Consider the following 13480-nt stretch of genomic DNA (forward strand, 5'->3'; position numbering starts at 1 on the left):
CGGCCGCGAGCGAGCCCCCGTCAAGCGTCGGGGGTATCAGTCCTGCTCGAACGCGCCGTCGTAGTAGCGCTGCAGCACCGGGGCGATCAGCCGCACCAGCTCCTCGTCGGACACCGAGGCGATGGGCTCCAGCTTGACCACGTAGCGGGTGATCGCCAGCCCGATGAGCTGCGACACCATGGCCTCGGCCCGCAGCGCACCGTCCGGCACGCCCTCGAAGGCGACGAGGACGCGGCCGAGGATGGCGCGGGTGACGAACTGGCGCATCAGCCGGGCCGCAGCCTCGTGCTGCATGGCCGAACGGAGCAGCGCCAGGATCGGCGCCCGGCCGGCCGGCTGGCTCCAGACGCCGAGGAACGTGCGGATGGCCCGCTCCCCGATGCCGTCGCCGCCGGCATCGTCGATGACCGCGTCGGCGATGAGCTCCGGGTCGAACGGGATGTCCATGGCGGCCAGGAAGAGCTTCTCCTTGGTCCCGAAGTAGTGATGGACGAGCGCCGGGTCGACCCCCGCGGCCGCCGCGATGGCGCGCACGCTGGCGCCGTCGTACCCGCGCTCCCCGAACACGTCGCGCGCCGCGGCGAGGATCTCTCCCCTGGTGTCGGGCGCGCCTCGGCGACGCCCCGACCGACCTCGAAGAACCTTTCCCACAATTCCGGCATCCTATCCGCCGGCGCCGGCCAGCGCCCGCCGCCGACTCCGTCACACATCTGACATGTGCCGTGTTGTCGCATTCTTTCGGTGATGTGCGAGAAGTGTCGAAAACTCGGTGGAAATGCGCCGCCACCATCATGAACCTCCTGTACAGGAGGGGTATGCGGCGGCGAGTCACACCAATCGGGTGACTCTCCGACAACACGCTTGACATAGCTCGCCGGCCAGTCAAAGCTTTCGTGCTGATGCGCATCAAAGCACCAACCGACCGCAACACAACGCGTGATCATTCAAGGAGTATTCTGGTGAAGAACGTACTGCGCGGCGCCCTCGTCGCTGGTGTGGCGTTCGCAGCCTCCATGGGCATCGGGGCCACGGCTTCCGCGGTCCCGGAGGTTCCGGAGGTTCCGGGCGTCGACGCTCTGCCCGAGATCGACATCCTGAACAACGCCTGCATCCTGCCCTGGTTCTGGCAGGGCCCCGTCAACCTCGGGGTCGAGGACCAGTACGGCTCGTACTCGGCCTGTAACGGTGCGGCCGAGGACGGCGAGGGCAGCAGCATCGCCGACAACGCGTGCATCCTGCCGTGGTTCTGGCAGGGCCCGTTCAACGTCCTGCTGGGCAGCCAGGCCGGCGACTACGCGGCCTGCAACGGCTCCGAGGAGATCCCGGCCGACGTCCAGGAGCAGCTGGAGAGCCTGCTGCCCGAGGGTGTCGCCCCCGAGGACCTCACCGAGACCGAGCTGCTGGAGCTGCTCCCCGAGGGCACGCAGCTGCTGCCGCAGGGCTGACTCTGGGCTGAGGGCACGGGACGGAGATTGTCAGCTTCTCCTGCGGCAATCTCCCCCGTGCTGCTCGGTTTCTCGCATCGCGACTCGCGTCGGGGGCATTGGCCCTCGGCGCCTTTCGTCGTTTCTTCGGTTCTTTCGTTGGCCGGGTTCGCGTTGGCTTTGATCTGCCGCGTTGGCCTGCCCCCTGCTGCTCTCCATTGTCGGGGGCGCGGGAGGCCGCCTCAAGCGGACCTCGTGCTTGGGCGCTTCGCGCGACGGAGGACCGCTTGACCCAGCCGCCCGCGCCCCCGTGAAAGCAGCGTCAGGGGGCCGGCCGAAAATGGGCCCGGCTTCCAGCTTTGCTGGCCTTCTTCTCCGCTGGCCGCTCACTGGTCGTGGGTGGTTCGGCTACCGGCTCCGCTCGATTCGTCGTTCGCCGGCCACTCGCCCTTGCCGGGCGGTTCGGCCACCGGCTCCGCTCGACTCATCGTCCGCCGGCCAGGCCCGCTCCAAGATCATCCAGGTTCCGGGGCGTGATCACGCCACACATCCTGGATGATCATCGTACGACGGGCCGGGACCCCTGACGTGGCGTGGAAGCGGCGCAAATCCATCGACGTCGCCGCGTCGAGCTGCGCCGTGGTACGTAGACCCCTCCCCGGGCCCGGGTTGGGGCCCACCCTACGGGCGGGCACCGGGCGGGCACCGACAACCTCGCGCGGCGCTACCGGGACGGCAGGATGGGTCCGATCCCCGAACCGCGAAGAAGGAGCCGCCGCGATGACGAAGTACCTGATCTCGTTCCCGAGTGCCGCCATGGTCGTCCCCGCCGAGGAACTGCAGGCGGTCGCCGACGCCGCGCACGCGGTGGTGGACGAGGCGAAGGCGGCCGGGGTGTGGGTGTTCGGCGGCGGCATCGACGAGAGCGTTCCGCCGGTCCTGGTCGACGGGGATGGGACGGTGACCGAAGTCACCTACCCGCAGACGACGCAACTCGAGGGCGGCTACACGGTGCTGGACGTGCCCACGCGTGAGGCGGCCTTGGAGTGGGCCGCGAAGATCGCGGTCGCCTGCCGGTGCGCGCAGGAGGTGCGCGCGTTCCAGTACGACCCCGCCGGCTGACGGGTGCGCGAGGCGTCTAGATGAGTGAGTCCTATTGATCTTGTGGGTGTGTCGCTGTCGATAGACATGGGTGGAGGGCGTCGAGGATCAGTGTGTGAGCAATGATCTTGACGCCCTCCTGACCGCACTCTATGTCCATGTCGAGGATCGTGTCTTCCCGGTGTTGGGGTGGTCGCGTGATCACCGGCCGGGCCGCAAGCCGGGGCTGTCCGACGGTGAACTGATCACCCTGGCGGTGGCGCAGCAGCTGCTCGGCGTGGCGTCGGAACGGCGGTGGGTCCGGTTCGCGCGCGCCCGGCTGGGCGGACTGTTCCCCTACCTGCCCGGCCAGTCCGGATACGGCAAACGACTCCGGTCCTTGGGAGGGCTGCTCGCCGCGGTCATCACCGAACTGGCCCGGGACACGCCGTCCTGGCACGACGATCTGCGGCTGCTGGATTCCACCCCGCTGCCGTGCGCGGCGTCGCGGGAGACGGTGAAGCGCTCGGACCTGGCCGGGCACGCCGGTTACGGCTACTGCGCCAGTCACTCGCGGTACTTCTGGGGATTCCGGCTCTACCTGGTCACCACCGCCGAGGGCATGCCGATCATCTGGGGCCTGGCCAACCCCAAGATCGGCGAACGCGACGCCGCCCGAGCGCTCCTCGACCACGACCACCACCTCGTCGCGTCCGGGCAGGTCATCCTCGCCGACAAAGGGTTCGCCGGGCGCGACTTCGACCAGTTCGTCACCAGCCTGGGCGCGCACCTGATCCGCCCCGACCGCAAAGACGAACCGACCAGACGGGGCAAACTGGCCCGGGTCCGCCAATGGATCGAAGCCGTCTTCGACACCCTGAAAGGCCAGCTCACCCTCGAGGAACACGGCGCCCGCACCCTGAACGGAGTCCACGCCCGCATCGCCGCACGACTACTCGCCCTCGCCACCGCGATCTGGCACAACTGGCACACCGGCACCCAAGCCAAACGATCCCTGATCGCCTACGACCACTAACGATCAATCGGACTCACTCATCTAGCTGGCCTCGCCGCGGGCGACCAGTTCCGCCGTCCCGTCGGGGCCGACCGCGAAGGCCGTCTCGACGGAGGCGGCGAGGTTGAGGCGCGTGAAGGCCAGCGCCTCGGCGAGGTCGGCCTCCCGCTCGGCCAGGTTCCGGGCCCGCCGGGTGCTCACCTCGAGGATCACCGACCCGGACCACTCGATGCGGGCCAGCCGCTCCAGCACCGCCGAGCACGGCTGGTTGCCGCGGCCGGGAATCAGGTGCTCGTCGCGGGCCGAGCCGGTGCCGTCGGTCATGTGCACGTGCGCCAGGCGGTCACCGATCGACTCGGACAGCACCAGGGAGTCCTGCCCGGCGACGGCGGCATGGGAGAGATCCAGCGTGATGTGCCGGTACGACTCGTCGGTGGGGTCCCAGTCGGGCGCGTAGGCGGCGACCTCCCGGCCGGCGGCGCGCCACGGGTACATGTTCTCGACCGCGACGGCGATGCCGAACTCGTCCTCCAGCCGGTCGACCAGCTCGACGAAGCCGCGGGCGTACTCGCGCTGCCACCGGAACGGCGGATGGACGACGACGGTGGAGGCGCCGAGGCGGCGGGCCGCCTCGAGGGACTTCGTCAGCCGCACCGTGGGGTCGGGCGACCACACCCGCTGGGTGATGAGCAGGCACGGCGCGTGCACGGACAGCACCGGCAGGCCGTAGCGCTCGGCCAGCTGCTCGATCTGGTCGATGTCCTGGCTGACCGGGTCGGTCCACACCATGACCTCGACGCCGTCGTACCCGAGCGAGGCGGCCATCTCGAACGCCGTGGCCGCCCCCTGCGGGTAGGTGGCGGCGGTGGACAGCCCCACCGGCGCCTCGGGGACGCGCAGCACCCCGGAGGCACTCTGGCGCAGTTCGGACACCTCCCAAGAGTAAGCGGCCGCGCCGGTTCAGGACGCGGGTGTGAACTCCCAATGCCACGGCTCCGGCGTGCTGCCTCCGGGCCGGGCCCAGCCGGGGTTCTCCCAGCCGAAGTCGCCGGCGTTGTCGTCGAGCCAGCCGTAGAGGGCGCCGTCGAAGGAGTTGGCGCCGCAGCCGACGTCGACGGCGAGGCCCCAGCCGTGCTCGCTGGTGCCCGGCTCGGCGGCCAGGCCGGGCTTGCGGTCGGCGACGTCGACCTGCGCCTCGTAGCTGCGATAGGAGTCGGTGACGCACGAGATCAGGCCCTCGCCGGTCTCGGCCCGGTAGAACGCGTCGAGCGCGACGAAGGAGGCGGCGGCGTCGGGACGCAGCTGCTGGCCGCTGCCGATGCCGCACAGGTGCTCGTCGCCGAGCTCGCCGTTGCCGACGTCGTCGCCGGGGACGGTGGCGTCGCAGCCGGCGATCGGCGCGAACCCGGCCGGCGTGGGCGTGGGCGACGGAGCGGGCGGGACGGGCGTGGGCGCCGGTGTCGGCGCGGCGGTCACCGCCGGCGACGGGGCGGGGGTGGACGGCGTCCCGCTGCCGGCCAGCGGGGACGGCGCGGCGTTGTCACCGCGGTCCGGGCCGGCCGCGGCGTCCTGGCGCAGCTCGTCGATGTCGAAGGGGGCCGGCGAGACCGGCGAGACGGCCGCCACCGGGGGCGGCGCCGACGAGAACGCCGTCGCACCGACGGCGGCTCCGGCGGCCGCGCCCGCACCCGCGACGGGCAGGACGAGGCGACTGAGACGGCCAGGACGGCGCCGCTTGTGGCGAGCGTGGGGCACGAGCGGCGGTCCTCCGGAAGATCACGAGACGGTAACAGCCAGACGACTCTAACCCGATTCGTCCGATTCGCCGAACGTGCCCTCCTCGATCTGGTCCAGCCGGCGCAGGATGACGCCCTCGCGCAACGCCCACGGGCAGACGTCGACCTCGTCGATCTCGAACAGGTCGAGCGCGGCGTCGGCGACGATGGCGCCGGCCAGCAGCTGCCCCGCCCGCCCGGACGAGACACCGGGCAGCTTGGCCCGCTCGGCGGCCGTCATGGAGGCCAGCTTCTTCGCCAGATCCTGCACGTCAGAGCGGCTGAGCGTGCGCCGGACGTAGGGGCCCTCGCCGGACGGCGCGGCACCGGCCGCCCGGGCCAGCGACCGGAACGTCTTGCTCGACGCGACCGCGCGGTCGCGCCCGCCGTACCGGTTGACGTCGCCGATGATCGACGCGACCTCGGCCCGCACGTGCCGCCGCAGCGCCCGCACCTCGTCCTTGTCGGGCGGGTCGCCGGTGAACCAGTCGCGGGTGAGCCGGGCGGCGCCCAGCGGCAGCGACACGGCGACGTCGGGATCTTCGTCGCCGCCGGCGGCCAGTTCCAGCGAGCCGCCGCCGATGTCGAGGCTCAGCAGCCGCCCCGCCGACCAGCCGTACCAGCGGCGCACGGCCAGGAACGTCAGCCGCGACTCGTCCTCGCCGGACAGGATCTGCAGGTCGACGCCGGCTTCGTCGCGCACCCGGTCGAGGACGGCGGTCCCGTTGACGGCCTCGCGCAGCGCCGACGTGGCGAAGGCCAGCATCGACGTGGCGCCCTTGTCCTCGGCCGCCTCGACCGCCTCACGGCAGCTCTGCACCAGCCGTCTGGCGCCTTCCTTGCCGATGGATCCGGAGTCGTCGAGCAGTTCGACCAGCCTCAGATCGGTCTTCTGCTTGTACGCCGGCAGCGGACGCGCACCCCTGTGCGCGTCGACCAACAGCAGATGGACGGTGTTGGAACCGACGTCGAGCACACCCATGCGCACGAAAACGACGATACTCGTGGGGTGGAGTTGCGGACACACGGAGCGCGAGCCTGGGTGGAATTCACCGATCCGGCCGACGACGGCCAGGTGCTGCGCTGCGATCTCACTTGGCTGACGTCCCGGTGGACGTGCATCTTCGGGCAGGGCTGCCCCGGCATCTACGCCGACCGCCCCGACGACGGCTGCTGCACGCACGGCGCCCACTTCTCCGACGAGGACGACGAGAAGCGCGTGCGCGGGTACGCCAGCCGGCTGGGCCCCGAGACGTGGCAGCTGCGCGACGAGGGCCTGCGCGGCGGCATCGTCGAGACCGACGACGAGGGCGAGCGCAAGACCCGCGTCGTCGACGGCGCGTGCGTGTTCCTGAACCGGCCCGGGTTCGCCGGCGGCACGGGCTGCGCGCTGCACGCCTACGCGCTGGCGAACGGGCAGCACCCGCTCGAGACCAAGCCCGACGTGTGCTGGCAGCTGCCGATCCGGCGTTCCTACCGCGAGGCCGAGCGGCCCGACGGCACGTCGTACCTCGAGATCTCCATCGGCGAGTACGACCGCGCCGGCTGGGGCGCCGGCGGCCACGACATGACGTGGTACTGCACGACGGCCACGGAGGCACACGTCGGGCGCGAGCCGGTGTACCGGTCGAACGAGCCGGAGCTGCGGGCGCTCATCGGTGACAAGGCGTACGAGCAGCTGGCCGAACACTGCGAGGCGTTCCTCGCCGCCCAGCTGCCGTTGCTGGTGCACCCGGCTACCGCGGCGCGCTGACGCCGTTCAGCAAGAGGCCGCCGAACCCGGACGTCGTCCGGGCCGGCGGCCTCTGCAGGGGAGGTGCCGCTTACTGCTGGACCTGGCGGCGGTTCACCGCGAACGCGGCGGCCGCACCGGCGAGCAGCAGGCCGGCGCCGACGAACAGCAGCTGGCTCGACGCGCCGGTGTCCGGCAGCGCCTCGCCGTCGCCCGCACCGTCGGCGGCGCCGTCCTCAGCGCCGTCGGTCTCGGTGCCGTCGGTCTCGGTGCCGTCGGTCTCGGTGCCGTCGGTCTCGGTGCCGTCGACCTCAGTGCCGTCGACCTCAGTGCCGTCGACCTCAGTGCCGTCGACCTCAGTGCCGTCGACCTCAGTGCCGTCGACCTCGGTCCCGTCGACCTCAGTGCCGTCGACCTCAGTGCCGTCGACCTCAGTGCCGTCGACCTCAGTGCCGTCGACCTCAGTGCCGTCGACCTCAGTGCCGTCGACCTCGGTCCCGTCGACCTCGGTCCCGTCGACCTCAGTGCCGTCGACCTCGGTCCCGTCGACCTCAGTGCCGTCGACCTCAGTGCCGTCGACCTCGGTCTCCGCCTCGGCGCGGTTGTCGCAGGCCTGGTAGTAGGCCTCCTGGCTGCCGATCAGGGCGTTCAGCGGGCCCTGCCACAGCCACGGCGCGGCGCACGCGTCGTTGAGGATGTCGATGCTGCCGCCATCCTCACCCGGTGCTGCGACGAGGCTGCTCAGCAGGTCCGTCGACGGCGCGTCGGCGCCGCTGCAGGCGGTGTAGTGGGCCGACTGCGAGCCCAGCACCGCGTTGACCGGACCCTGCCACAGCCACGGCGCGGCGCAGGCGTTGTTCAGCAGGTTGACACCGTCGCCGGTCAGCGTGCCGTCGTTGTTGCAGGCGGCGTAGTGCGCGGACTGACCGTCGCTGAACCCGTTGACCGGGCCCTGCCACAGCCACGGCAGCGCACAGGCGTTGTTGCCGACGTTGAGGCCGTCACCGTAAGTGGTGCCGTCGCTGTTGCACGCGACGTAGGTGGCCTCCTGGCCCTCGACGAACACGTTCGCCGGGCCCTGCCACAGCCACGGCAGTGCGCACGCGCCGTTGAGCACGTTGATGCCGTCGCCGTACGTGGTCTCCTCCGTGTTGCAGACCACGTAGTAGGCCGCCTGGTCCTCCGTCGCGCCGTTCGCCGGACCCTGCCAGAGCCAGGGCGCCGCGCAGGCGTTGTTGAGGACATTGATGCCGTCGCCGTACGAGTCGGCGCCGTTGTTCAGGACGTTGATGCCGTCACCGATGGCGATGCCGGTGTTGCCGTTGCAGGCCTCGTAGTAGGCCTCCTGGCCGCCCACGAAGATGTTGAACGGGCCCTGCCAGAGCCAGGGCAGCGCGCAGATGCTGTTGCCCACTTCGATGTCACCGAGGCCGAGGTTGTCGAGCAGGCCGTCGGCCTCCTCGACACTGGTGATCTCGTTGGGGAGCTCAACCCCCTTGCCCTCCTCGGCCGTGGCCGCCGGCACGCTCAGGGCGAAACAGGCGGCGAGCGCAGCGCCGGCCACAACGGCGCCACGCAGCACTGTCTTCAACACAATTCTCCTCAAATCATTCGAAAGGTGTTTCCCAGGCAACCTTTTTTCTGGGTGCCCGCCAGGGAGTACATTTGACGCCCTGGCCAGGGGTGTCAAGGTACTCTACAAAAGGTCAATCTTCTAGGTGACATACCGGTGACACTGTTTTCTTAAATCCCTTTCTGTCCGAATTCGACCTGAGCGTCTGCAATGATTGCTCTGTGCGCCGCGCCGTGATCCCGAGTCCGAACATCTGGCACCATCCCGACGTCTACGAGATCGAGAACCGCGGGGTCGATCCCGGCGGTGTCATCGAGGCCGCCATGCTGCGTCTGCACGACTGGGCGGGGCTCGAGTTGCTCGACGTCGGCTGCGGCGCCGGGTACCACCTCCCGCGGTTCGCCGCGTCCGCCCGCCGCGTCGCCGGCGTCGAGCCGCACCCGCCGCTGGTGCGCCGGGCCCAGCAGCGAGTCGCGACGCTGCCGGCGGCGGTGCGCTCCCGCATCACCGTCCGGCGCGGCACGGCCCAGCAGCTGCCGCTCCCGACTGCCTCCGTCGACGTCGTGCACGCCCGCTGGGCCTACTTCTTCGGCCCGGGCTGCGAGCCGGGCCTGGCCGAACTGGGCCGGGTCCTGCGGCGCGGCGGCACCGCGTTCGTCATCGACAACGACGCGACGCGCTCGACGTTCGGCCGCTGGTTCCGCACCGCGCTGCCGAAGTACGACGCCCAGGCGGTGGAGCGGTTCTGGGCCCGGCAGGGCTGGCATCGCGAGCCGCTGACGATGCGCTGGGAGCTGCCCGACCGCGCGGCCTTCGAGGCCGTCGTGCGGATCGAGTTCGACCCGGCCAACGCCGACGCCATCCTCGCCGAGCACGACGGCGCCTCCGTCGACTACGCCGTCAACCTCTTCTGGCGCCGCTTCTGAGGCGACCGGACCCGCGTTGTCGGACCCGCCGTCTACGGTTCATCACATGGCGAAGGCGAAAGCGACGGCTCCGGCGTTCCGGTGCTCCGAGTGCGGCTGGACCACCGCGAAGTGGGTCGGCCGGTGCGGCGAGTGCCAGGCGTGGGGCACCGTCGAGCAGGCGGGCACGGCGAAGGCCGGGGTCACGGCGGCCGGCCCGGTCACCGAGGCGGCCCGGCCCATCGGCTCCGTCGCGCTCGAGGCGGCCCGGTCCCGGCCCACCGGGGTCGGCGAGTTCGACCGCGCGCTGGGCGGCGGGCTGGTGCAGGGCGCCGTCATCCTGCTGGCCGGCGAGCCGGGAGTCGGCAAGTCGACCCTCCTGCTCGACGTCACCGCGCGGTGGGCGCACGAGGCCGGCCGGGCGCTCTACATCACCGGCGAGGAGTCGGCGGCGCAGGTCCGGCTGCGGGCCGAGCGCACCGGCGCCGTCGCCGACCACCTGTACCTCGCCGCCGAGACCGACCTCTCCGCCGTCCTGGGCCACATCGACGAGGTACAGCCGTCGCTGCTGGTGCTCGACTCCGTGCAGACGGTGTCCAGCCCGGCCGTCGACGGCGCGGCCGGCGGCGTCACGCAGGTGCGCGAGGTGGCGGCGTCGCTCATCCGGGTGGCCAAGGACCGCGGGCTCGCCACCATCCTCGTCGGCCATGTCACCAAGGACGGCGGCATCGCCGGCCCGCGCGTGCTCGAGCACCTGGTCGACGTCGTGCTGCAGTTCGAGGGCGACCGCCATTCCCGGCTGCGGCTGGTTCGCACGGTGAAGAACCGGTTCGGCCCGGCCGACGAGGTCGGCTGCTTCGACCTCACCGACACCGGCATCACGTCGCTGGCCGACCCCACCGGGCTGTTCCTGTCCCGGCACGCCACGCCGGTGCCCGGCACCTGCATCACGGTCACGCTGGAGGGCCGGCGCCCGCTGCTCGGCGAGGTGCAGGCGCTGGTGGCCACGTCGGCGCTGGCCTCGCCGCGGCGGGCGAACAGCGGGCTCGACTCCTCCCGGGTGGCCATGGTGCTGGCCGTGCTGGAACGCCGTGGCCAGGTGAAACTCAGCAACAGCGACGTCTACACGTCCACCGTCGGCGGCGCGAAGCTGTCCGAGCCGTCCACCGACCTCGCGCTGCTGCTCGCCGTCGCCAGCGCCGCCACGGGCACGCCGTTGCCGGCCGGGCTCACGGCGCTCGGCGAGGTCGGGCTGGCCGGCGAGATCCGCCGCGTGTCGGGCCTGAACCGCCGGCTGGCCGAGGCCGAGCGCATGGGATTCACCACAGCGCTGGTGCCCGCCGACCCCGGCCCGGTGCCCGGCGGCATCCGCGTCGTCGAGGTCACCGACGTCGGGCAGGCGCTGGCGGCGACGGGCCGCGATGCCCGGTTGGCTGCGGATTCGCCCCAGCGCACCTGAATCGTTGCGTGGTATTGACGTGAACGTCGCCGCGCACCGGCACATCACGCCCTAGACTGTTCTATCCAGCGTCGTCTGCCGCACCCTCCCCGGGCCGGCGTCGCGCGACCGTACACTGTTCATCACGACAAGCCGTCCGGGTCACGACAGGGGTCACGTGCAAGGCATCGATCGAGCCGGCGCCGACGCGAAACTGCGCCTGGCTCTCGCAGCCGTCGCGCCCGGCACCAACCTGCGCGAGGGCCTCGAGCGCATCCTGCGCGGCCGCACCGGCGCCCTCGTCGTGCTCGGCTACGACAAGACCATCGAGGCCATGTCCACCGGCGGTTTCAGCCTCGACGTCGAGTTCAGCGCCACCCGGCTGCGCGAGCTGGCGAAGATGGACGGCGCCATCGTCGTCGACCGCGACTGCACGAAGATCCTCAAGTGCGCCACCCAGCTGGTGCCCGACCCGTCCATCCCCACCACGGAGTCCGGCACCCGGCACCGCACCGCGGAGCGGGTGGCCAAGCAGACCGGCTTCCCGGTCATCTCGGTCAGCCAGTCCATGCGCATCGTCGCCATCTACGTCGACGACATCCGGTACGTGCTCGAGGACGCCGGGCAGATCCTGTCGCGCGCCAACCAGGCGCTGGCCACGCTCGAGCGGTACAAGCTGCGCCTCGACGAAGTGTCCGGCACGCTGTCGGCGCTGGAGATCGAAGATCTCGTCACCGTCCGCGACGTCGTCTCGGTGGCGCAGCGGCTGGAGATGGTGCGGCGCATCTCGGTCGAGATCGACGGCTACGTCGTCGAGCTGGGCACCGACGGCCGGCTGCTCAGCCTGCAGCTCGACGAGCTCGTCGCCGGCGTCGACTCCGACCGCGAGCTGGTCATACGCGACTACTTGCCGGCCCCGTCCGGACGCCGCAAGCGCAGCCTCGGCGAGGCCATCAGCGCGCTCGACACCCTGTCCGGCACCGAGCTGCTCGACCTCGGCGCGGTGGCCCGGTCGCTCGGCTTCCCCGGCGGCGGCGAACAGCTCGACGCCGCGGTGAGCCCGCGCGGGTTCCGGCTGCTGGCGCGCGTGCCGCGGCTGCCCGACAGCGTCATCGACCGCCTGGTCGAGCACTTCGGCGGCCTGCAGAAGCTGCTCGCCGCCAGCGTCGACGACCTCCAAGCCGTCGAGGGCGTCGGCGAGTCCCGCGCCCGCAGCGTCCGCGAGGGACTGTCCCGGCTGGCCGAGTCCAGCATCCTCGAACGCTACGTCTGACGCCCAGCCGCCTGCGCGCCACCGCCGACCATGAAGCGGTGACCTGCCGGTGCCCTTTGCAATGAGCACCGATACGCACCACCCGGGTGCGCGCCGCCTTCGTCCGCCTCGCGCCGCCGACCGGCCGCGCCACCCACCCTTCACGCCGCCACCCGACCGCCACGCGCCACCGCCCAGCCGCCTTCGTCCGCCACCGCCGACCATGAAGCGGTGACCTGCCGGCGCCCTTTGCAATGAGCACCTATACGCACCACCCGGGTGCGCGCCGCCTTCGTCCGCCTCGCGCCGCCAACCGGCCGCGCCACCGCCCAGCCGCCTTCGTTCTCCCGCCGGCGCGGGCCCGGCACCCCCCGCGGCACGACCGGCGCCGGTCGAACGACGTTGTCAGTGCCCGCCCGTAGGGTGGGTGGCCCTCCCAGCCGGGCGGGGACCGTGCTCCGCGCGAACAGCCGCCCGCGCCGTCAGCACACACCCACGCCCCACCCGCCAGGGCACGCCACGCCACGCCTCGCCCGCCAGCCCACACCCCACCCGGCAGCCCACGCCAGCGCCGGCACGTCAGCGGGCGAACGCGGCCATCGCGTCGGCGCACCGGCCGAGGTCGGCGGCGAAGTCCGGCCGGGGCGGCTCCGTGCACCCGGGCAGCACGGTCGCGCCGGGCACCAGCCGGGCCAGCGCGTCCACCGTCCGCCGCTGGTGGAACGGGTTCTCCGGCTCGGCCGGCAGCAACCCGAGCGGCACCGTCAACCCGGCCAGCGCGGCGTCGGTCACGCCGCGCAGCGTGTCGCCGGCCAGCAGCCCCGCCACTACCTCCGGGGCGGCGCCCGACGCCGTGAGCGCGGCCGACGTCCGGGCGTCGACGGCGGGATCGCCGGCCGTGGCGGGCCAGGCGAGCAGCAGCCGGGCGACCGCGTCCGGCCGGGCCAGCGCCAGCCGCACCGCCGCCGGGCAGCCGTTCGACCCGGCGACGACGGTGCAGGGTTCCGCCGGCAGCGCCCTGGCCAAGTGCTCCGCCTCGTCCGCCCACGACGCCGCGTGGACCGGCCGGTCCGGCGCGACGACGTCGAACCCGCGGTCCTCCAGCGCGGCGACGACGCCGGGGCGCCGCCAGAAGGCGTCGGCGTCCATGCCCGCTTCCCAGAGCCCGCCATGCACCAGCAGCAGCGTCGTCACCCGCCTCATTCTGCCGCAGACGGACTCGTGGGCCCGGCCGCCTTCTCGCGAAGGGGCCGGACCCACGAGGTCATTCTCATTCTCCAGTCACG

At 71.9% G+C, this 13480-nt stretch carries 14 protein-coding genes; 8 read left to right on the forward strand and 6 right to left on the reverse strand.

What is annotated here, in order from left to right:
* Positions 1-36: 36 nt before the first annotated feature.
* Positions 37-651 (reverse strand): TetR/AcrR family transcriptional regulator, encoded by a 615-nt coding sequence (locus BLV02_RS19000; protein ID WP_074946528.1) that lies wholly within the window; start codon positions 649-651, stop codon positions 37-39.
* Between the two features lie 308 nt (positions 652-959).
* Between BLV02_RS19000 and BLV02_RS19005 the strand changes: the two genes are divergently transcribed.
* The 3 genes from BLV02_RS19005 (at position 960) to BLV02_RS19015 (ending at position 3540) form a co-directional block, all read left to right on the forward strand.
* Entirely contained in the window at positions 960-1445 is a 486-nt protein-coding gene (locus tag BLV02_RS19005) for a hypothetical protein (protein ID WP_069114936.1), read from the forward strand.
* Positions 1446-2204: 759 nt separating this feature from the next.
* A complete protein-coding gene (locus tag BLV02_RS19010) occupies positions 2205-2546 on the forward strand; it encodes a YciI family protein (protein ID WP_069114937.1) in 342 nt (113 codons plus the stop codon).
* Positions 2547-2640: 94 nt separating this feature from the next.
* The gene (locus BLV02_RS19015; RefSeq protein WP_074946532.1) at positions 2641-3540 is read left to right on the forward strand and encodes an IS982 family transposase; all 900 of its coding nucleotides are present in this window, start codon (positions 2641-2643) and stop codon (positions 3538-3540) included.
* Positions 3541-3561: 21 nt separating this feature from the next.
* On the opposite strand, the gene BLV02_RS19020 is transcribed toward BLV02_RS19015, so the two are convergent.
* Genes BLV02_RS19020 through BLV02_RS19030 form a run of 3 tightly spaced genes read right to left on the reverse strand, consistent with a single transcriptional unit; the run spans position 3562 to position 6282 of the window.
* Complete coding sequence (locus tag BLV02_RS19020) at positions 3562-4422, reverse strand: TIM barrel protein (RefSeq protein WP_074946534.1); 861 nt, start codon at positions 4420-4422, stop codon at positions 3562-3564.
* 57 nt (positions 4423-4479) lie between these two features.
* Complete coding sequence (locus BLV02_RS37230) at positions 4480-5274, reverse strand: M15 family metallopeptidase (protein ID WP_216094015.1); 795 nt, start codon at positions 5272-5274, stop codon at positions 4480-4482.
* Between the two features lie 48 nt (positions 5275-5322).
* Positions 5323-6282 carry a Ppx/GppA phosphatase family protein gene (locus BLV02_RS19030; protein WP_069109657.1) on the reverse strand — a complete coding sequence of 320 codons (960 nt, stop codon included), beginning with the start codon at positions 6280-6282 and terminating at the stop codon, positions 5323-5325.
* A 54-nt stretch (positions 6283-6336) separates the two neighbouring features.
* Between BLV02_RS19030 and BLV02_RS19035 the strand changes: the two genes are divergently transcribed.
* Entirely contained in the window at positions 6337-7047 is a 711-nt protein-coding gene (locus BLV02_RS19035; protein WP_141711406.1) for a DUF3109 family protein, read from the forward strand.
* Positions 7048-7117: 70 nt separating this feature from the next.
* Here the strand turns inward: BLV02_RS19035 and BLV02_RS38605 are convergent, their stop codons facing one another.
* Positions 7118-7225 (reverse strand): LPXTG cell wall anchor domain-containing protein, encoded by a 108-nt coding sequence (locus tag BLV02_RS38605; RefSeq protein WP_425432593.1) that lies wholly within the window; start codon positions 7223-7225, stop codon positions 7118-7120.
* On the opposite strand from BLV02_RS38605, the gene BLV02_RS38610 reads away from it, so the two are divergent.
* The 4 genes from BLV02_RS38610 (at position 7199) to disA (ending at position 12215) form a co-directional block, all read left to right on the forward strand.
* Positions 7199-8695: a pentapeptide repeat-containing protein gene (locus BLV02_RS38610; RefSeq protein WP_425432594.1), complete on the forward strand. Its 1497-nt coding sequence runs from the start codon at positions 7199-7201 to the stop codon at positions 8693-8695. The genes BLV02_RS38605 and BLV02_RS38610 overlap by 27 nt on opposite strands.
* A gap of 125 nt (positions 8696-8820) precedes the next feature.
* Positions 8821-9525, forward strand: coding sequence for a class I SAM-dependent methyltransferase (locus BLV02_RS19045; RefSeq protein ID WP_069109659.1), 705 nt, complete (start codon positions 8821-8823; stop codon positions 9523-9525).
* Positions 9526-9571: 46 nt separating this feature from the next.
* Positions 9572-10963, forward strand: coding sequence for a DNA repair protein RadA (radA, locus tag BLV02_RS19050; protein WP_069109660.1), 1392 nt, complete (start codon positions 9572-9574; stop codon positions 10961-10963).
* 157 nt (positions 10964-11120) lie between these two features.
* Entirely contained in the window at positions 11121-12215 is a 1095-nt protein-coding gene (gene disA, locus BLV02_RS19055) for a DNA integrity scanning diadenylate cyclase DisA (protein WP_141711408.1), read from the forward strand.
* A 558-nt stretch (positions 12216-12773) separates the two neighbouring features.
* On the opposite strand, the gene BLV02_RS19060 is transcribed toward disA, so the two are convergent.
* A complete protein-coding gene (locus tag BLV02_RS19060; RefSeq protein ID WP_074946536.1) occupies positions 12774-13397 on the reverse strand; it encodes an alpha/beta fold hydrolase in 624 nt (207 codons plus the stop codon).
* Positions 13398-13480 lie beyond the last annotated feature (83 nt).

It is taken from the genome of Jiangella alba, from assembly GCF_900106035.1.
Classification (GTDB): domain Bacteria; phylum Actinomycetota; class Actinomycetes; order Jiangellales; family Jiangellaceae; genus Jiangella; species Jiangella alba.